Annotated in this window: 20 protein-coding genes; 4 read left to right on the top strand and 16 right to left on the bottom strand. The window is 65.1% G+C overall.

Annotated features, from left to right (window positions below; translation table 11 throughout):
- Window positions 1-4 precede the first annotated feature (4 nt).
- Genes paaK through paaA form a run of 9 tightly spaced genes read right to left on the bottom strand, consistent with a single transcriptional unit; the run spans window position 5 to window position 7,901 of the window.
- On the bottom strand, window positions 5-1,315 hold the full coding sequence (gene paaK / locus KVP70_RS04505) for a phenylacetate--CoA ligase PaaK (RefSeq protein WP_217940886.1): 1,311 nt from the start codon (window positions 1,313-1,315) through the stop codon (window positions 5-7).
- A 13-nt stretch (window positions 1,316-1,328) separates the two neighbouring features.
- Entirely contained in the window at window positions 1,329-1,802 is a 474-nt protein-coding gene (gene paaI / locus KVP70_RS04500; RefSeq protein ID WP_217940885.1) for a hydroxyphenylacetyl-CoA thioesterase PaaI, read from the bottom strand.
- On the bottom strand, window positions 1,795-3,387 hold the full coding sequence (paaH, locus tag KVP70_RS04495; RefSeq protein ID WP_217940884.1) for a 3-hydroxyacyl-CoA dehydrogenase PaaH: 1,593 nt from the start codon (window positions 3,385-3,387) through the stop codon (window positions 1,795-1,797). The genes paaI and paaH overlap by 8 nt, the downstream gene beginning before the upstream one ends.
- Before the next feature lies 1 nt (window position 3,388).
- Entirely contained in the window at window positions 3,389-4,180 is a 792-nt protein-coding gene (gene paaG / locus KVP70_RS04490) for a 2-(1,2-epoxy-1,2-dihydrophenyl)acetyl-CoA isomerase PaaG (RefSeq protein WP_217940883.1), read from the bottom strand.
- A gap of 23 nt (window positions 4,181-4,203) precedes the next feature.
- Window positions 4,204-5,283, bottom strand: a complete 1,080-nt coding sequence (gene paaE / locus KVP70_RS04485; protein WP_217940882.1) for a 1,2-phenylacetyl-CoA epoxidase subunit PaaE — start codon at window positions 5,281-5,283, stop codon at window positions 4,204-4,206.
- A gap of 7 nt (window positions 5,284-5,290) precedes the next feature.
- A complete protein-coding gene (paaD, locus tag KVP70_RS04480) occupies window positions 5,291-5,839 on the bottom strand; it encodes a 1,2-phenylacetyl-CoA epoxidase subunit PaaD (RefSeq protein ID WP_217940881.1) in 549 nt (182 codons plus the stop codon).
- A gap of 15 nt (window positions 5,840-5,854) precedes the next feature.
- Window positions 5,855-6,607: a 1,2-phenylacetyl-CoA epoxidase subunit PaaC gene (paaC, locus tag KVP70_RS04475; RefSeq protein ID WP_217940880.1), complete on the bottom strand. Its 753-nt coding sequence runs from the start codon at window positions 6,605-6,607 to the stop codon at window positions 5,855-5,857.
- 12 nt (window positions 6,608-6,619) lie between these two features.
- Complete coding sequence (gene paaB, locus KVP70_RS04470) at window positions 6,620-6,904, bottom strand: 1,2-phenylacetyl-CoA epoxidase subunit PaaB (protein ID WP_020701068.1); 285 nt, start codon at window positions 6,902-6,904, stop codon at window positions 6,620-6,622.
- Window positions 6,905-6,914: 10 nt separating this feature from the next.
- On the bottom strand, window positions 6,915-7,901 hold the full coding sequence (gene paaA / locus KVP70_RS04465; RefSeq protein WP_217940879.1) for a 1,2-phenylacetyl-CoA epoxidase subunit PaaA: 987 nt from the start codon (window positions 7,899-7,901) through the stop codon (window positions 6,915-6,917).
- Between the two features lie 176 nt (window positions 7,902-8,077).
- On the opposite strand from paaA, the gene paaX reads away from it, so the two are divergent.
- Window positions 8,078-9,004 (top strand): phenylacetic acid degradation operon negative regulatory protein PaaX, encoded by a 927-nt coding sequence (gene paaX / locus KVP70_RS04460; protein ID WP_217940878.1) that lies wholly within the window; start codon window positions 8,078-8,080, stop codon window positions 9,002-9,004.
- A gap of 91 nt (window positions 9,005-9,095) precedes the next feature.
- Here the strand turns inward: paaX and KVP70_RS04455 are convergent, their stop codons facing one another.
- Together KVP70_RS04455 and KVP70_RS04450 are read right to left on the bottom strand one after the other, a co-directional pair.
- A complete protein-coding gene (locus KVP70_RS04455; RefSeq protein ID WP_217941155.1) occupies window positions 9,096-10,235 on the bottom strand; it encodes an MFS transporter in 1,140 nt (379 codons plus the stop codon).
- Window positions 10,236-10,347: 112 nt separating this feature from the next.
- Window positions 10,348-11,355, bottom strand: coding sequence for an LLM class flavin-dependent oxidoreductase (locus KVP70_RS04450; RefSeq protein WP_217940877.1), 1,008 nt, complete (start codon window positions 11,353-11,355; stop codon window positions 10,348-10,350).
- Between the two features lie 285 nt (window positions 11,356-11,640).
- Between KVP70_RS04450 and KVP70_RS04445 the strand changes: the two genes are divergently transcribed.
- Window positions 11,641-12,552, top strand: coding sequence for a TraB/GumN family protein (locus tag KVP70_RS04445; RefSeq protein WP_217940876.1), 912 nt, complete (start codon window positions 11,641-11,643; stop codon window positions 12,550-12,552).
- 1 nt (window position 12,553) lies between these two features.
- On the opposite strand, the gene KVP70_RS04440 is transcribed toward KVP70_RS04445, so the two are convergent.
- The 3 genes from KVP70_RS04440 to KVP70_RS04430 all read right to left on the bottom strand — a co-directional run bounded on the left by KVP70_RS04440 (window position 12,554) and on the right by KVP70_RS04430 (window position 14,823).
- Window positions 12,554-13,018 carry a hypothetical protein gene (locus KVP70_RS04440; RefSeq protein WP_217940875.1) on the bottom strand — a complete coding sequence of 155 codons (465 nt, stop codon included), beginning with the start codon at window positions 13,016-13,018 and terminating at the stop codon, window positions 12,554-12,556.
- 361 nt (window positions 13,019-13,379) lie between these two features.
- Window positions 13,380-13,772, bottom strand: a complete 393-nt coding sequence (locus KVP70_RS04435; RefSeq protein WP_217940874.1) for a VanZ family protein — start codon at window positions 13,770-13,772, stop codon at window positions 13,380-13,382.
- Window positions 13,773-14,061: 289 nt separating this feature from the next.
- Complete coding sequence (locus KVP70_RS04430; protein WP_020705375.1) at window positions 14,062-14,823, bottom strand: SDR family NAD(P)-dependent oxidoreductase; 762 nt, start codon at window positions 14,821-14,823, stop codon at window positions 14,062-14,064.
- A 95-nt stretch (window positions 14,824-14,918) separates the two neighbouring features.
- Here KVP70_RS04430 and pyrF point away from each other — a divergent pair, with 95 nt between their 5' ends.
- Window positions 14,919-15,740 carry an orotidine-5'-phosphate decarboxylase gene (gene pyrF / locus KVP70_RS04425; RefSeq protein ID WP_217940873.1) on the top strand — a complete coding sequence of 274 codons (822 nt, stop codon included), beginning with the start codon at window positions 14,919-14,921 and terminating at the stop codon, window positions 15,738-15,740.
- A gap of 6 nt (window positions 15,741-15,746) precedes the next feature.
- On the opposite strand, the gene sbcB is transcribed toward pyrF, so the two are convergent.
- Window positions 15,747-17,189 (bottom strand): exodeoxyribonuclease I, encoded by a 1,443-nt coding sequence (gene sbcB, locus KVP70_RS04420; RefSeq protein WP_217940872.1) that lies wholly within the window; start codon window positions 17,187-17,189, stop codon window positions 15,747-15,749.
- A 73-nt stretch (window positions 17,190-17,262) separates the two neighbouring features.
- Here sbcB and KVP70_RS04415 point away from each other — a divergent pair, with 73 nt between their 5' ends.
- A complete protein-coding gene (locus KVP70_RS04415; protein WP_217940871.1) occupies window positions 17,263-17,796 on the top strand; it encodes a DUF5610 domain-containing protein in 534 nt (177 codons plus the stop codon).
- Between the two features lie 19 nt (window positions 17,797-17,815).
- On the opposite strand, the gene KVP70_RS04410 is transcribed toward KVP70_RS04415, so the two are convergent.
- Window positions 17,816-18,811 carry a GGDEF domain-containing protein gene (locus tag KVP70_RS04410; protein ID WP_217940870.1) on the bottom strand — a complete coding sequence of 332 codons (996 nt, stop codon included), beginning with the start codon at window positions 18,809-18,811 and terminating at the stop codon, window positions 17,816-17,818.
- Window positions 18,812-18,815: the final 4 nt, after the last annotated feature.

Below are 18,815 nucleotides of genomic sequence, written 5' to 3'. Positions count from 1 at the left end.
CTCCTTAAGGTTTTGGGCGCTGATCGACCACGCGGCGGGCCTTGCCCGTCAATGTGCGCTCGATGCCGTTGGGGGCCAGCAGGCGCACCTTGGTGGTGACGCCGACGTAGGTTTTGATGTGGTGTTCAAGCTCGCGCGCCAGCACTTCAGTCTCGCTGTCGGCGACGCCCGGCCGCAGCTCGGCCAGCACGTCCAGTTTGTCGAGATGGCCGTCGCGGCTGATCACCAGCTGGTATTGCGGCGCCAGTTTAGGCATCTTGAGTATTAGTTCTTCGATCTGCGACGGGAACACGTTCACGCCGCGGATGATCAGCATGTCGTCCGAGCGGCCGGTGATCTTGCCGATGCGGCGCATCGAGCGCGAAGTGGCCGGCAGCAGCCGTGTGAGGTCGCGCGTGCGGTAGCGGATGATGGGCAACGCTTCCTTGCTCAGCGAGGTGAATACCAGCTCGCCCTCCGCGCCGTCCGGCAGCACCTCGCCGGTTTCGGGGTCGATGATCTCGGGGTAGAAATGGTCTTCCCAGATCACCGGGCCGTCCTTGCTCTCGATGCACTCGCTGGCGACGCCGGGGCCCATCACTTCGGACAGGCCGTAGATGTCCACCGCGTCGATGCCGGCGCGTTGTTCGATCTCCCTGCGCATGGCGTCGGTCCACGGCTCGGCGCCGAAGATGCCGACCTTGAGCGAGCTGGCGGCAGGGTCCAGGCCCTGGCGCTGGAACTCTTCGATGATGTTCAACATGTACGACGGCGTGACCATGATGATGGATGGCTTAAAGTCCTCGATCAGCTGCACCTGCTTTTCGGTCTGGCCGCCGGACATCGGGATCACCGTGCAGCCCAGCCGTTCGGCGCCATAGTGCGCGCCCAGGCCGCCGGTGAACAGGCCGTAGCCGTAGGAGATATGCACCATGTCGCCGCGACGGCCGCCGGCGGCGCGGATCGAACGCGCCACCACGTTGGCCCAGGTGTCGATGTCGTTCTGGGTGTAGCCGACCACGGTCGGCTTGCCGGTGGTGCCGCTGGAGGCGTGCACGCGCACCACCTGCTCCTGCGGCACGGCGAACATGCCGAACGGGTAGTTGTCGCGCAGTTCCTTCTTGCCGGTGAAGGGGAACTTGGCCAGGTCGGCCAGCGTGTGCAGGTCGTCGGGATGGACGCCGGCGGCGTCGAACGCGGCGCGGTAATGGGCCACGTTATCGTAGGCGTGCTTGAGCGACCACTTCATGCGCTCCAGTTGCAGCGCTTGCAGCTCGTCCTTGCTGGCGCGTTCGATCGGTTCCAGATCGGACGGCGCGGGGATGCGTTGGACCATCGGTGTCTCCTCTTTACTCGGCGTGCTGCGGCAGTATATGACCGCTGACCCGGTGCGACTTCCCCCGGAACAGCGCGACGGTGCGGCCGTCCTGGTTGGTGACCTTGACGTCGTAGACACCGCTCTTGCCGGCCAGCGCCTGCTCGGTCGCGTCGGCGGTCAGCACGTCGTGCAGGCGGGCGGGCGCGAGGTAGTCGATGGTGCAGGCCGCACCCACGGTGGTCAGGTTGTGGCTATTGCAGGCGAAGGCGAAGGCGCTGTCGGCCAGCGTGAAAATGAAACCGCCGTGGCAGCTGCCATGGCCGTTCAACATGTCGGCGCGCACCGGCATCGACATGCGGGCGTGGCCGGGCGCGATGGCGTCGATCTTCATGCCCAGTCCCTGCGAGGCCGGGTCGCTCTCGAACATGGCGGCGCCCACGGCTTGCGCCAGCGCCTGTGCTTCTTCGACGTCGAGCGCGGAGGCCAGCATGGCGGTCTTAGTCATGGAAACGCCCTCCTGCCGCCTGCTTGCGACGCAGCAGAGGCGACACGCGGTAGCGGTCCTCGCCATAGCCTGCGGCCAGGTTGGACAGCACGGCAACGATCTGGCCGATGCCCACCGCATCCGCCCAGGCCAGCGGGCCGCGTGGATAATTGACGCCCTTCTGCATGGCGATGTCCGCCGCGTGGGCGCTGCAGACGCCCTGGTTGACGGCGTCCGCCGCCTCGTTGGCCAGCATGGCGACGGTGCGCATGACGGCCAGGCCGGGCACGTCGTCCAGCCGCGTGACGGTGAAGCCGGCCGCTTGGAACAGCCCCACCACGGCGTTGAAGGCCGCAGGCGCGCACTGATCCGCGCAGCTGACGGCGATGCGCTTGGCGGTGGCGTAGTCCAGCGCCAGGTCGAACAGCACCGTGTCCGGATGATGGCTGTCATGCGCGCGCTGGGTGGCGCTGCGGCCGTCGGTCAGGTAGATGGCGGCGCCGTTGCAGTGGAACGCCGGCGCGTCGTCGGTGCCGGCGACGTGGCTGCGCACTTCCGGCGTCTTGCGGTGCGAGATGTTGATGCCGGACGCGCGCAGGCGGGCCGCCAATGCGTCGCACACCGCGCCGCCGACGGCATGCGATGGGCCGACCGCAGCACCCGGCTCGATGGTGTAGCTGGCGAATTCCGGCTTCGGCTGCGCTGCTTCCGCCTGCGGTTGCGGCACGGCGGGGGCGGCATCGCCGTAATGGTAGAAGCCACGGCCAGATTTACGGCCGAGGAAACCGGCGTTGACCATCTCCTGCTGCAGCACCGACGGCGTAAAGCGCGGATCGTTGAAGTAGGCGCCGAACACCGATTGCGTGACCGAGAAGTTGACGTCATGGCCGATCAGGTCCATCAGCTCGAAGGGCCCCATGCGGAAGCCGCCGCAATCGCGCATGACCGCGTCGATAGTGGCGGCGTCGGCGGCCCGCTCGTTCAGCAGGCGCCAGCCTTCGGCGTAGAACGGCCGCGCCACGCGGTTGACGATGAAGCCCGGCGTGGATTTGGCGTGCACCGGCTGCTTGCCCCACGCGGCGGCGGTGTCGTACACGGTTTGCGCGACGGCGGCGTCGGTGGCCAGGCCGCTGATCACTTCGACCAGCGCCATCAACGGCACCGGATTGAAGAAGTGCATGCCCACCAGCCGCGCCGGCACGCGCAGCTTGGCGGCGATGGCGGTGACCGAAATCGACGAGGTGTTGGTGGCCAGGATGCAGTCGTCGGCCACGATGGCTTCCAGCTCGGCGAACAGGCCGCGCTTGACGTCGAGGTTCTCGACGATGGCCTCGACCACCAGCGCGGAGCCGGCGATGTCGTTAAGCGTGAGGGCCGCCCGCACGCGGGCGATGGCGGCGGCGCAATCGACGGCGCTCATGCGCTCCCTGGCCACCAGCTTGTTCAGCGCGGCGGCGATGTCGGACATGGCCTTGGCCACGGCTTCCGGCCGGGTGTCGAACAACTTGACGGTGTAGCCGGCGACGGCGGCCACCTGCGCGATGCCCGCGCCCATGGCGCCGCTGCCGATGACGGCGACCGCGCGGTCGGTATGGAGAGCTGCCATCTTATTTCCCCTTGAATTGCGGCGCGCGCTTTTCCATGAAGGCGGCCACGCCTTCGCGGTAGTCGTCGCTGCGACCCAGTTCGCTCATCATTTCGCATTCCAGCGCCAGCTGCTGTTGCAGCGAATTGTGCGGGCTGCAATGCAAGGCTTGTTTGGTGAAGGCCAGTCCCTTGGTCGGGGCGGTGGCGAAGTGGCGCGCCATGGCCTGCGTTTCGGTGGCCAGTTCGTCGTCCGGCACGGCCTTCCAGATCAGGCCCCAGGACTCGGCTTTTTCCGCGCTGAGCTTTTCGCCCAGCATGGCCAGGCCCATGGCGCGCGCGCTGCCGATCAGGCGTGGCAGGAAGTAGGTGCCGCCGGTGTCGGGGATCAGGCCAAGTTTGCAGAACACTTCGACGAAGGACGCGGATTTGGCGGCCAGCACGATGTCGCAGGCCAGCGCGATGTTGGCGCCGGCGCCGGCGGCCACGCCGTTGACGGCGCAGATCACCGGCATCGGCAAGGCACGCAGCGCCAGCACCAGCGGGGCGTAGTTCTTTTCCACCGAATCGCCCAGGTCGACCGGACGGGCGCCCGGCTCCACCGAGCGATCCGACAGATCCTGGCCGGCGCAGAAGCCGCGGCCGGCGCCGGTCAGCACGAACACGCGCACGCTCTTGTCGTGGCTGACCTTGTGCATGGCGTGGCGCACTTCCTCGTGCATGGCCTGGGTGAAGCTGTTGAGCTTATCGGGGCGGTTCAGCGTCAGCGTGGCGACGCCGTCGGTGATGTCGAAGAGGATGTTCTCGTAGTTCATGGCGTCTCCGGTGGGATGTTTTTTTATTCGGCCTGATCGAAGTCGATAACGACTTTGTCGGTGATGGGGAAGCTCTGGCAGCTCAGCACATAGCCGCGTGCGATCTCGTAGTCTTCCAGCGCGTAGTTGACGTCCATGTCGACCTTACCTTCGAGCAGTTTGCAGCGGCAGGTCGAGCACACGCCGCCCTTGCAGGAGTAGCGCATGTCGATGCCGGCCTTGAGGCCCGCGTCGAGCAGCGATTCCTTGTCCTGGTCCATGGTGAAGCTGGTGGCGTTGCCGTCCAGGATAACCGTGACTTCGGTTTCGTGGCGGCCCGCTTGCGGGTCGATGGCGCGCGGCTTGTGCTGGTGCTTGGGGATGCTGGCGGCGAACAGCTCGATCTTGATCTGCGACTTCGGCATGCCGGCTTCCTGCAGGGCTTCCGAGACGCCGAGCATCATGTCTTCCGGACCGCAAATGAAGGCGACGTCGATGTCTTCCACCCACGCCCAGTGCTTGAGGAACTGCGCCGCCTTCTCCTTGGTGATGCGGCCGTTGAACAGTTCGATGTCCTGCTGCTCGCGGCTCATCACATAGGCCAGCTTGAGGCGCTCCATGTAGGTGTCCTTCAGGTCGGACAGCTCGTCCTTGAAGATCACCGAGGACGAGGCGCGGTTGCCGTAGAAGAGCGTGAAGCGGCTGTGCGGCTCGGCCGCCAGCGTGGTCTTGATGATCGACAGGATGGGCGTGATGCCGCTGCCGGCGGCGAAGGCCAGGTAGTGCTTGTGGTTGGCGACGTCCAGCGGCACGTTGAAGTGGCCCATCGGCGGCATCACGTCGAGCGTGATGCCGGGCTTGATGGTGTCGTTGGCCCAGCTGGAGAACAGGCCGCCCTGGGTGCGCTTGATGGCCACGCGCAGCGCGCCTTCCTGAACGGCGGAGCAGATCGAGTACGAGCGGCGCACGTCTTCGTCGCCGATCTGGGCGCGCAGCGTCAGGTGCTGGCCTTGTTGGAATCTGAAGTTCTCTTGCAGCTCGGGCGGCACGGCGAAGGTGACGGCGATGGTGTCGCGCGTTTCATTGCGCACTTGCGAGACGGTCAGCGGGTGGAATTTGCTCATGATCTTTTTAGTGGCACTTGAAGTAGTCGAAGGGCTCGCGGCAGTCCAGGCATTTGTACAAGGCCTTGCAGGGCGTGGAGCCGAACTGGCTGGTGATTTCGGTGTGGTGCGAGCCGCAGTTGGGACAGGCTACCGTCAGGCGCGGCTGCGCGCGGCGCGAGATGGCGGCGCCGGCGTGCAAGCCGCTGATGTCGATCACCTGCTGCGCCGGCGGCGCGATGCCGTAGCCTTTCAGCTTGGCCTTGCCCTCTTCGCTCATCCAGTCGGTGGTCCAGGCGGGCGACAGCTGGTTTTGCAGGCGCACGTCTTGCAGGCCGTGGGCGTGCAGCGCGTCGGTGATGGCGTCGGCGATCACCTGCATCGCCGGGCAGCCGGAATAGGTCGGCGTGATGGTGACGGTGCAGGCGCCGTCTGCGGCCAGCTGCACGTCGCGCACGATGCCCAGGTCGACGATCGAGATGACCGGAATTTCGGGGTCGGAGACCTCGGCCAGCCAGGCCCAGACCTGGGCGGCGGCGGGCGGGCGGTCGGCGGTGCTGGTGGCGGCGGCTGTCATGGCGCTGGCTCGCGATTACCAGGTGGCGCCGGGATAGGCGCGCTGCAGGAACTGCATCTCGGCCAGGATGTAGCCCAGGTGCTCGCTGTGGCGGCCTTGCTTGCCGCCGCTTTGCATCCAGGCGTCGGCCGGCTGCATGGTCAGCGTGGCTTCGCCCAGGATCTCGGCCACGTGCGCCAGCCATTGCGCGCGCAGGTCGGCCGCGGCCGGGGCCACGCCGTCGGCCACCATCGCTTCATCGATGGCGTCGTAGGCGAATACTTCGCCGCTGTACATCCAAAGTTCATTCACTGCCGCTTGCGTCTTGGCGTGGCTGACGTCCGTGCCGTCGCCCAGGCGCACGATCAGGTCGCCGCTGCGGCGCAGATGGTAGGTCACTTCCTTCAGCGATTTCTCGGCGATGGCGGCGATGCGCGTGTCGCTGCTGCGCGTCAGGCCGACGATCAGGAAGTAGTGCCAGGCGTCGAAGAAGAACTGGCGCACCATGGTGTCGGCGTAGTTGCCGTTCGGTTGCTCCAGCAGCAGGCAGTTCTTGAAGTCGTGGGCGTCGCGGTGGTAGGCCAGCTTGTCCTCGTCGCGGCCGGCGCCTTCCAGTTCGCCCGCGTACTCGTACCACAAGCGGGTCTGGCCCAGCAGGTCCAGCGCGACGTTGGTCAGCGCCATGTCCTCTTCCAGCGCCGGGCCCTTGCCGCACAGCTGCGACAGCTGCTGGCTCAGGATCAGGGCGTTGTCGCCGAGGCGAAGTAAATAATTTACCTTGTTTTGCACGATGGACTCCGCTTACAGGTTCTTGACTTCTTCCGGCATCGGGAAGAAGGTCGGGTGGCGGTACACCTTGCTGTTGGACGGCTCGAACAGCGCGCCCTTGTCGCCTGGGCTGCTGGCGACGATGTCGGCCGCGCGCACCACCCAGATGCTGACGCCTTCATTGCGGCGGGTGTAGACGTCGCGCGCGTTGTTGACCGCCATTTCGGCGTCCGGCGCGTGCAGGCTGCCGACGTGTTTGTGCGCCAGCCCGTGCTGGCTGCGGATGAATACTTCCCACAGTGGCCATTCTTTGCTCATCTTGATCTCCTTATGCCGCTTTGGCGGTGGCGTGTTTGTCGGCGTGGGCGACCAGCGCATCGCGGAACCAGGCACCGTCTTCCCAGGCCTTGACGCGGGTGCGCAGGCGCTCGCGGTTGCATGGGCCGTTGCCCTTCAAGACGTTGTGGAACTCGCTCCAGTCGATGGCGCCGAATTCGTAGTGGCCGGTGTCGGCGTTGAATTTCAGGTCGGGGTCGGGCACGGTCAGGCCCAGATACTCGGCTTGCGGCACGGTCTGGTCGACCATGCGCTGGCGCAGTTCGTCGTTGGAGAACAGCTTGATGCGCCACTGCGCCGACTGGGCGCTGTTGACCGATTCGGCGTCGGACGGGCCGAACATCATCAGCGACGGCCACCACCAGCGGTTGAGCGCATCCTGCGCCATCGCCTTCTGTTCCGGCGTGCCTTTGGCCAGCGCCATCATGATGTCGTAGCCCTGGCGCGCGTGGAACGATTCTTCCTTGCAGACGCGGATCATGGCGCGCGCATACGGGCCGTAGGAGCAGCGGCACAGCGGGATCTGGTTGATGATGGCCGAGCCGTCGACCAGCCAGCCGATCGCGCCCATGTCGGCCCACGACAGGGTCGGGTAGTTGAAGATGCTGGAGTACTTGGCTTTGCCGGAATGCAGAGCGGCGAGCAGCTCGTCGCGCGACACGCCCAGCGTCTCGGCGGCGCTGTACAGGTACAGGCCGTGGCCGGCCTCGTCCTGGATCTTGGCCAGCAGGATGGATTTGCGTTTCAGCGTGGGCGCGCGGGTCACCCAGTTACCCTCGGGCAGCTGGCCGACGATTTCCGAGTGCGCGTGCTGGGAAATCTGCCGGATCAGGGTCTTGCGGTAGGCGTCCGGCATCCAGTCCTTGGCCTCGATTTTGACGCCGTCGTCGATGCGGGCCTGGAAGGCGCGCTCGTCGGCGGCCATGTCGTCCGCCGTGCGGACCGTGCTCAGGCCCGTCTCCACCATTTGTGCATACATCGCTGTCTCCTCATCGCTGATGGCCAATCATACGATACATATTTTGGTTTGACTACGCATTTTTTGACTCATATCACAAATCAGTATCCCGTCGGCAACGACGGTGAAATAAATGCTGCGCCGATGGTCAGGCAAAGTAAACTCTTGTTTGTGTGTATAGAAAGAGATGCCTGCCCATGAATTGCAACGACTGGATAACCGGATTTTTGGCCAGCGACCCGCCGCGCTCGAAGTCGCTGGTGGTGACCATCTTCGGCGACGCCATCGTGCCGCACGGTGGCATGGTGTGGCTGGGCAGCCTGATCGAGCTGCTGGCGCCGTTCGGCGTCAACGACCGGCTGCTGCGCACCTCAGTGTTCCGGCTGGCGCAGGAAGGCTGGCTGGGCGCGCAGCGCGACGGCCGCCGCAGTTCCTACGCCATCACGCCGCCGGCGATGGCGCGCTTCGTGCACGCCTACCGCCGCATCTACGCGCCGCTCAATGTGCACTGGGACGGCAGCTGGACACTGATCCTCAACGGCGACGGCGCGCTCAACGCGGCCGAGCGCAGCGCGGTGCGCAAGGAGTTGCTGTGGGAAGGCTATAGCGTGATCGCGCCCGGCATCATGGGCCATCCGGCGGCCGACGGCCCGGCGTTGGACGAGCTGCTCAAGCGGCTGGGGGTGGCGGGCAAGCTGTTCGTGGTGCAGGGCAAGGCCATGCGCCAGGTCAGCGGGCGCGCCTTGAGCGACCTGGTGGCCGACGGCTGGGACCTGAGCGGCGTCGCGCAGGGCTACCAGCAATTTATCGCGCAATTCGAGCCGCTGCTGGCGGCGGTGCGGGCGGCCGAGGCCGAAGGCGCACTGGCGCCGCAGCAAGCCTACGTGGTGCGCACCTTGCTGATCCACGCCTACCGCCGGGTGCAGCTGCACGATCCGCAGCTGCCGGTCGAGCTGCTGCCGACGCCGTGGCCGGGCGCGCTGGCCTACGAGCTGACACGGGCCATCTACCAGGCCGTCTACGCGGCGGCCGAGCAGCACATCGACGCCACGCTGCGCCGCGAGGACAGCGCAGCCCCCGCCGCCGAACCCGCCTTCTTCGACCGCTTCGGCGGGCTGGCTTAGCGCGGGGTCAAGTCTGACATTCGGACACGGCCTCTGCCGTAGACGCTGCTACGGCAGAGGCCGTGTCCGAATGTCAGACTTGACCCCGATTTTATTCGGTGGCGAACACGCACAGGGCGGTCAGGGGGAAGGCGAGGCCGGCCCACAGTACGCCGCTCCAGCCGTGCGCGGCAAACATCCAGCCTCCCAGCGAGGAACCCAGCGCGCCGCCCATGAAGAATAGGGCCATGTAGAGGCCGTTCAGGCGGCTGCGGATCTCGGCCGGCAGCGCGAAGATGGCCCGCTGTCCCGTCACCAGATTGGCCGAGACGCCCATGTCCAGCACGATCGAGGTCAGCACCAGCACGCCCAGGTCGACCAGGCGGCTGGAATGGATCAGCAGCGGCATGGCGAAGGCCAGCGCGCCCAAGCTCAGGGCGATGGCGGTGGTGGAGCGGCTCTTGCCCTGATCGGCGCGGCGGCCGGCGATCGGCGAGGCGATCGCGCCCGCCACACCCACCAGCGCGAAGATGGCGACGCCGGTCTGGCTCAGCTCGAAGCGCGGGCCGGTCAATTCCAAGGAGACGCAGGTCCAGAACAGGCTGAAGGCGCCGAACATGCACGCCTGGTAGGCGGCGCGGCGGCGCAGGATGGGCGTGGTCTTGAGCAGCTGCCACATCGATCCCAGCAAGGCGAAATAGTGCAGGCCCGAATCGGGCTGGCGCTGCGGCAGCCGCGCGCGCAACAGGAAGGCCAGCGCCGTGGTGCCGACGGCGGAGATGACGAAGATGGCGTGCCAGCTCAAGGCGTCCGCCACCAGGCTGGAGACCGGACGCGCCAGCATGATGCCCATCAACAGGCCGCTCATCACTTTGCCGACGGTCTGGCCGCGCTTTTCCGGCCGCGCCATGTGGGCGGCGAACGGCACCACGATCTGCGCCGCCACCGAACCGAGTCCGATGCAGAACGCCGCCAGCAGGAACAAGGGCGCGCTGCGCGTGAACGAGGCCGCCAGCAGGGCGACGGCCGTGGTCAGCAGGGCGATGAAGATCAGACGGCGGTTTTCCAGCAGGTCGCCCAGCGGCACGATGAACAACAGGCCGAGGCAGTAGCCAATCTGCGTCAGCGTGACGATCAGGCCGGCCGCGCCGGGATCGAGTCCGGTGGCGCGGCTGATCGGGCCGATCAGCGTTTGCGCGTAGTACAGGTTGGCGACGATGAGCCCGGTCGCGATGGCGAACAGCCAGACCATGCCTGGGGAAATGTCTTGCTGGGCGTGGGACTGGCTCACGGGTGCTCCTTCAATTTGCAGGTCGCAATTTTACCGGCGATCACAAATTGCTGCTGAGCTCGGGTCGTTTTTCCTACAGGCCCGCCGCGGCCAGCGTCAGCCCCTGTCGCACTTCGGCCGTGATTTCATAGGAGCGCAGGCGCTGTGCGTGGTCGAAGATCTGCGAGGTGATCATCAGCTCGTCGGCGCCGGTGCGGGCGATGAATTCCTGCAGCTGGCGACGCACCGTGTCCGGCGCGCCGATGGCCGAGCAGGACAGCACGGAATCGAGCAGCGCGCGTTCCTGCGGGCCCAGCGCTTGCAGATAGCCGGCCCGCGGCGGCGGCAGGCGCGCCGGGCGGCCGCTGCGCAGGTTGACGAAGGCTTGCTGCATCGATGTGGCGCGGTAGTGCGCTTCCTCGTCGCTGTCGGCGGCGAACACGTTGAAGCCGAGCATGACATGCGGCCTGGCCAGCTGCGCCGACGGCTGGAAGTTGCCGCGATAGAGGGCGATCGCCTGCAGCATCATCTGCGGCGCGAAATGCGAGGCGAAGGCGAACGGCAAGCCCATGTGCGCGGCCAGCTGTGCGCCGAAGGTGCTGGACCCCAAAATCCACAGCGGCACCTTGGCGCCTTTGCCGGGCACGGCCAGCACGCGCTGGCGCGGCGTGTCCGACAGGTAGTCTTGCAATTCGAGCACGTCTTGCGGGAAGGCGTCGGCATCGCTGTCGAGGTTGCGGCGCAGCGCGCGCGCGGTGGCCTGGTCGGAGCCGGGCGCGCGGCCCAGGCCGAGGTCGATGCGGCCGGGGAACAGCGCCTCCAGCGTGCCGAACTGCTCGGCGATCACCAGCGGCGCGTGGTTGGGCAGCATGATGCCGCCGGCGCCGACCCGGATGGTCGAGGTGCCGCCGGCCACATGGGCCATGACCACGGCGGTGGCGGCGCTGGCGATGCCGGGCATGCCGTGGTGCTCGGCCAGCCAGTAACGCTGGTAGCCCCAGCGCTCACCGTGTTGCGCCAGGTCCAGCGTGTTGCGCAACGATGCGGAGGGCGTGCTGCCCTCGGCGATCGGCGAAAGGTCGAGGATGGAAAATGGAATCATGGGGGCTATATCCGGCCGCTAGCTCAATAATCAATGAAGTCCATGGATTGAGTGTGGGTATTAGGCGTATTAAATCAATAATATCTAATCATTTAAACAGTATTTTTATTAAACACTTGATATTTAGTGTGTTTATTTCGCTGAAGTTTAGCCGCAAGTTTTAAAAAAATATCTCGCCGCGCATTTTCCTGATTTACCATAGGAAACAGTAACGCGCACCGCCTTACTACTCCCTTATTACATTTCATTCTTTCGATGGCATGCCCGCTATCGCGGGGAAAACTCATGCCGAAGAAAATTGCCATTCTCATTACGATCTTGCTGGCCTGCTGCCAGGCGGTGTTGGCCGCCGGCTTGAGCGAACCGGCTTCGGTCGCGCACCGGGGCCAGTTGTACCGGGTCACGCACGATGGCAAGACCAGCTATTTGTTCGGCACCATCCATGTCGGCAAGGACGGTTTTTACCCACTGGACCCGCTGGTGTCGCGCGCGCTGCTCGACTCCAAGGCGCTGGTGATCGAGCTCGATATCCGCCAGGATGCGCCGTTCCAGCTGGCGCTGGCGCGCCATGGGCGCTATCCGGAGGGCGACGCGGTGCAGTGGCACCTGTCGCCGGCGGCGCTGCGGCTGACGGTGGAGGCGCTGGCGCGGGCCGGCATCTCGCTGCAATCGGTGCAGCAGTACAAGCCCTGGCTGATCGCCAACCTGCTGGTGGGCGCCGAGATGGAGGTGCATGGCTACCAGCGCAGCCAGGCGGTGGAGTACGCGCTGCTGGCGGCCGCCAAGAGCCAGGACAAGGCGGTGCGCGAGCTGGAAAGCGCCGACTATCAGCTGGGCCTGTTCGATACGCTGGACGAGCGCCAGCAAGAGCAGTACCTGCTGGAGCACCTGGCCGACCTGGCCGACGGCGCCTCGCTGAAGAAGTCCACCGCGCTGATCGACGCCTGGAACGCCGCCGACGCGCCCGCCATCCGCGCGGCGTGGCGCAGCGCCATCAGCGGCGACTCGATCTCCGCCGGCTTCATGAACCGCGTGCTGCTGGGCAAGCGCAATCCGGAAATGGCCAACAATATCGAGCGCATCCTGCAGCAGGAGCCGGCCGCCTTTGTCGGCGTCGGCCTGCTGCACCTGGTGGGCGACGACGGCTTGCCGCAGCTGCTCAGGAAGCGCGGCTACCAGGTCGAGCAGCTGTACTAGCCTAGTAGCTGGTCAAGGCGCCGTTGTTGTAGCGTACCCGGTCGCCGGTCTTGTAGCTGGGCATGGAGTCGACCACCACCATCTGGTTGCTGCCGTCGTCCATGCGCACGGTGACCCGGTAGACCTTGTCGGTCGGTAAGCCAACGCTGCCGCCCGCCGCCGCCGCGCCTGCCGCGCCCACGCCCACATCCTGGCGCTGCATCTGGTCGATGGCCTGCACCACGCCATAGGAAGCCTGGGCGCTGGGACTGCTGCCGCTCATGCCGCTGCTACTCATGGTGCCGGTGGTGCTGCTCTGGTTGGCGTTGCCGCCCTGGGTGGTGGTGCTGGTGGTGCCCGGATTGCCGCCATCGGATGGATAGCTGCTGGTGCTGCTACTCGCGCTGGGTTCGCTGTTGCGGTCCGAGGCGCAAGCTGCCAGCGTCAGGATAAACAGCGCAATGGTGGTGTTTCTGATCATATTCATCACATTCTCCCCACGGTCGATTAATCAAAATGGCTAGCCATTTGATTCAGAGGCCGAGCGCCCGCTTTTGTTCCCTTCCAATCTGCCGCAGTTGATATACATCAATTGAGAGGCGCTACTCACACGCAATAATTGTTGGGTATCACTTTAAAGGATATCGATATGTTGACACGCATGACAGACACTATTATCGAAGATTTAATTAATTCTACTTGTGGAAACGGGCCGGACCCTCGCAGCCGGCATTTATTAACGCACTCATTGCACGAATTGGTACGCGTGGCCAAGGCGGAGCAGTTGCAGCAAATGCGTTTGGACGTGGAGCTGGCGATGGGCGCGACTGGAGAACGCGCCGGCAGTATCAGTTTGACGGCTGGATGCGATAGCGGGTCCACAGGACCCACATGAAGAGCGCCGTCAGCACGGCGGCGTTGCAGTCGACCAGCCAGTCGGACACGGCACCATGGCGGTAGGCGAAGTTGCTTTGTACTAATTCGTCGAGTGCGCCCATCAGGGCGATGGTCAGTACGGCCTTGCCGGCGCGCAGCCGCAAGCTGCCGGTGCCGCCGGTGAAAAGCAGGAAGGTCAGGCCGGCGTAGGCGACGGAATGCAGTATCAGTCCCGAGGCCAGCTCGCCGATTTCCTGGCGTGCGCCGGGCAGCGAGCCGAGGATCAGGATCAGCAGGTACAGGACGATGGCGGTCCGGTAGCGTAGCCGGGCGTGGGAATTGGTCAATAGCAGTAGCTTGATCATGACCCGGACAATACCATGCAGCGCAGAAAAGGGGGAGTGGTGCACCGGAACCCCGGTGCACCTTTCTTCCGTCATGCCTATCGGTTGCATGTACTGAAGATGTGTCCAGTATAGGAAGGGAATATGACGCTGTAATGACAGCAGGCAAAAAAAAAGCCCGCTGGTTAAAGCGGGCTTAAAACTATTTTCTTGGAGGAGAATAGTGGAGACAGGTGTAATTATGGGGGGGCGAAAGATATGTGTCTAATTGATGTTTCAGATACCAGACATCAACCAGGCGCATAACTCTTTATTTCACCGGCACCGTGTAGTTCAGGGCCAGCCGGCCGCCGTCCACGTACAGCGTCTGGCCGGTCATGTAGCTGGCGTCGTCGCTGGCCAGGAAGGCGGCGATCGAGGCCACTTCCTCCGGTTCGCCGCAGCGGCCCATCGGCGTGCGCGACAGGATGGTGTGGCGCGCTTCCGGGCTGGCCATCACGGCCTGCTTGGCCAGCTCGGTCAGGATGGTGCCGGGGCCGATGCCGTTGACGCGGATGCCGTGCGTGACCAGATTGAGCGACATGACCTTGGTCAGCTGGTTGATCGCGCCCTTGGACACTACGTATGGCACCTGGTTCGGGATCGCCAGTTCGGCGTTCACGCTGGACATGTTGATGATGCAGCCGCTGTGCTGCTTGGCCATCTCGCGCGCGACCGCCTGGCCGCACAGGAACATGGACTTGAGGTTGATGCGCAGCACGCGGTCGAAATCGTCCTCGGTCAGGTCGAGGAAATCGGCGGCGTGGGTGACGCCGGCGTTGTTGATCAGGATGTCGATGCGGCCGAACTCGGCCAGGGTGGCGGCCACCAGCGCGTCGACGTCGCATTTCTGGCTGACGTCGGCGGCGAAGAAGCGCGCCTGTTCGCCCAGCGTGGCGGCGGCGGACGCGCCTTCCGGCTTGATGTCGACCAGCATGACCTTGGCGCCTTCGGCCACCAGGCGCTGCGCGCAAGCCAAGCCTATGCCTTGGGTGGCGCCGGTCACAATGGCGACTTTGTTCGTGAGTTTCATAGGAATTCGCTTTCTAAGGAGTGAGGGTCAAATTTTAACAGGCGGCTGCGGGGGCGTTACAATAGAGGGTTTGCAACAAATACGAAGGGTGCGTCGTGACTTTCATCAACAAATTATCTGCCGCCTGGGCGGCCAACGACTCCCTGCTGTGCGTGGGCCTGGACCCGGACATGGCCAAGCTGCCGGCCCAGTTCCAGAACGATCCGCAAGGCATCTACCACTTCTGCCGCGAGATCATCGACGCGACCGCCGACCTGGCGTGCTCGTTCAAGCCGCAGATCGCCTACTTCGCGGCGCTGAGCGCGGAAGACCAGCTGGAGAAGATCTGCCACTACGTGCGCGACAATTATCCGCACATTCCGGTGATCCTGGACGCCAAGCGCGGCGACATCGGCGCCACCGCGCGCCAGTACGCGCGCGAAGCGTTCGACCGCTACGGCGCCGACGCGGTGACCGTCAATCCCTACATGGGCTCGGATTCGGTGGAGCCGTACATGGAGTGGAGCGAGCGTGGCGTCATCATCCTGTGCCGCACCTCCAACCCCGGCGGTTCGGACCTGCAGTTCCTGAACGTCGACGGCAAGCCGCTGTACCAGCACGTGGCGCGCCTGGTGGCCGACAAGTGGAACGCCAACGGCCAATGCGCGCTGGTGGTGGGCGCCACCTTCCCGGAAGAACTGGCGCAGGTGCGGGCGATCGTCGGCGACATGCCGCTGCTGGTGCCGGGCATCGGCGCGCAGGGCGGCGACATCGAAGCGACCGTCAAGTCGGGCCGTACCTACAACGGCACCGGCATGATGATCAACTCGTCGCGCGCGATCCTGTACGCGGCGCCCAGGGCCAATGAAGACTTCGCGGCCGCCGCGCGCCGCGTGGCGCTGGAAACGCGCGACGCCATCAACCAGCATCGCGTTTAACTTCGTTTAGTGCGCTGGAGCGATCAGCTCCACGTACTCGTACAGCTCGGCCAGTATGTGTTCGGCACGCTCATCGGCATCCTGTTGCAGATGGTCGATCTCGCCGAAGAACTGGTCGATGCTGCGCGCGCCGCCTGCGCCTTCGTAGAAGCGCGCCGCGCGGTGCTGTTCCCAATGCTCCATCTCGCCCTCGGACAAGGTCTCGGGGAAGTTGCGCGCGCGGTAGCGGAACAGCAGTTCCAGCAGGCGCGGATCGCTGAACGACGGCGAGGCCGTGGCCAGCCTGGCCGGCGTTTCCTTGCGCAGCGAGTCCAGCATGCGGCGGTCGTCCTTGCCGACGAAGCCGTTGTACAGGTCCTCGTCCACATCCAGCTCGGCGCCGGCCGGACGGTGGAACACCTGCTCCCATTCGATATCCATGTTGCGGCCGGCTGCTGCCAGCGCGGCGTTGGCCTTGCCTTGTTCGAGGTCGATACCCCACTTGGCCGCCATCGCCGGCGACAGCGTCTTCAGGTTGGACACCAGCATCGGCGATTTGTTCAGGTGGATGCTCTTGACCGGCAGGCGCGTCACGCCTTCCGGCAGCGCGTCGGCGCGGCTGAAGATGCGGGTGCGGATGGTGTCGGCGTCCAGCGTGAACAGCTCGGTCGGATCGTAGGTGCAGTCCCAGACGATCACCTCGTTCTTGTTGGTCGGATGCGTGGCCAGCGGCCACACCAGCGCGATGCAGCCGCGCTCGGCCGGGAACATGCCCGACACGTGCAGGAACGGCGCGCGCAGCTGCGGCGCCAGGTGCATGCCGATCTCGTCGGCCACGCGGTCCTTCTTGTGCAGCGCCAGGCAAAAGTCGAACAGCTTCGGTTGCTTCTGCTTGATCAGGCGCGCCAGCGCGATGGTGGCGCGCACGTCGGACAGCGCATCGTGCGCCGCCTCGTGCAGCAGGCCGTTGGCCTTGGCCAGGTGCTCCAGCTTGAAGCTCGGCTTGCCGTCCTCGCGCAGCGGCCACTCGATGCCCTCCGGGCGCAGCGCGTAGGTCATGCGCACCACGTCCAGCAAGTCCCAGCGGCCGCACTGGTTTTGCCATTCGCGCGCATACGGGTCGATCAGGTTGCGCCAGAACATGAAGCGGGTGATCTCGTCGTCGAAGCGGATGGTGTTGTAGCCGACGCCGATGGTGCCCGGCTTGGAGAAGGCTTGCTCGATGGTGGCGGCGAACTTGTGCTCCGGCACGCCCCATTCCAGGCACTGCTGCGGCGTGATGCCGGTGATCAGGCAGGATTGCGGGTCAGGCAGGAAATCGTTGGCCGGCTTGCAATACAACATGATGGGATCGCCGATCTCGTTCAGGTCGGCGTCGGTGCGGATCGCGGCGAATTGCGCCGGGCGGTCGCGGCGCGCCTGGGCGCCAAAGGTTTCGTAGTCGTGCCAGAGAAAGGTCTGTGTGGTCATAGTTGCGGTCAAGGGGCTACAGTTATTCGTAAGTCTGCCGATAATTAAAAGATATTCCAACAGGAGCCACATCATGGCCACTCCCGTCTCTGCAACCTCCGGCAGTACAACAGCCGCGACACCGGTCCAGGCCAAGGACGATAGCAATGTCAACGTCCTGGCCAAGGCCAAGGCGCAGCTGAACGTGTCTATCGTACAAGCTTCCTTGACGGTATCGTTGAATTCTTCCAACGAACCGCTGTCGGTGCTGCTGAAAACGGCGCTGACCGGCATTAACGAGGCGCTCAAGGACGATTTCGGCGACAACGCCATCCAGAACGCCGTGTCGCAGGATAATACGCCGGAAGGCACCGCGAGCCGCATTGTATCGCTGTCGACGGCGTTTTATGAAGCCTTCAAGCAGCAGCACCCCGGCGAGGAGGGCGATGCCGTGCTCAACAAGTTCATGGAGACGCTGAAAAAAGGCGTGGACCAGGGCTTCAAGGAGGCGCGCGGCGTGCTGGACGGGCTGAAGGTGCTGAATGGCGACGTCGCCAGCAATATCGACAAGACTTACGCGTTGGTGCAGAAGGGTTATGCCGATTTCGCCGCCGCGCACCAGGCGTAGCCGGCGGCCCCGGCCCCGGTCAAGGCTGGACCAGGCCAGTAGCTTGGTGATGGACCACGCGGTTGCGGCCCTGGTCCTTGGCGCGGTAGAGCGCGCCGTCGGCGGCGGCGATCAGCGCATGGTCGTCCTGGCCCGGCTGCAGCGTCGCCACGCCGAATGAGGCCGTGATCTGCGGCAGCGCCACGCGCATGTCGGCCAACACCACCGCCTGCTGCATGCGCTCGCATAGGCGCTCGGCCACCGCCACCGCCACCTTGTCGCTGGTGTCCGGCAACAGCACCATCATTTCCTCGCCCCCGTAGCGCACCGCGAAATCCGTTGGCCGCAGCGCGCTGCTGAGCACGTGCGCGGCCGTGCGCAAGGCCTGGTCGCCGGCCAGGTGGCCGTGGCTGTCGTTGAAGCGCTTGAAGTGGTCGAGGTCGATCATGATCAGCGCCAGCGGCGCGTGCGAGCCTTGCGCGGTGGCGATCATGGTCGGCAGCAGGTCGTTGAGCCAGGCGCGGTTGTACAGTCCCGTCAGGCCGTCGATCATCGACAGCTGGCGGTAGAACTCGCCCAGCTTCTGGCGCCGGCGCAGCTGCGCGTTGGCGGCGCGGATGCGGAAGGACAGCAGCCGCAGCAGGTTGCGCGCCAGCACATTCGATTCGTCGATCAGCTTCCAGACGATGTCGGCCTCGATCACCAGCACTTCGCTCTGTTCCAGCGCGGTGATGCTCGACAGGTTGGCTTCCTCGTCCAGCACCGATTGTTCACCCACGCTTTCGCCCGGCAGTATCTTGCTGACGGTGCCGTCGGCCATGCCGGTGCGGGTGTCGGTGGCGACCGACAGCGCGCCGCTCAAGACGATGTAGAGGCGGGCGCGGCTGGAATCGGTGACCGCTTGCCCGGCTTCCAGCTGCATCACGGGGCAGGGCGCCAGCAGTTTGGCGATGGCGGTGTCGTCATCGGCGTTGCGCAGCAACTGCAAGTCGCTGATCTGGTAGCGGGAGGCGCCGAATGTGCTGATTTGTTTCAAAATG

This window comes from Duganella violaceipulchra (genome assembly GCF_019166075.1).
GTDB lineage: Bacteria > Pseudomonadota > Gammaproteobacteria > Burkholderiales > Burkholderiaceae_D > Rugamonas > Rugamonas violaceipulchra.
The sequence above is the reverse complement of the archived record's forward strand: the minus strand, read 5'-3'. Positions and strand labels throughout refer to the sequence as shown.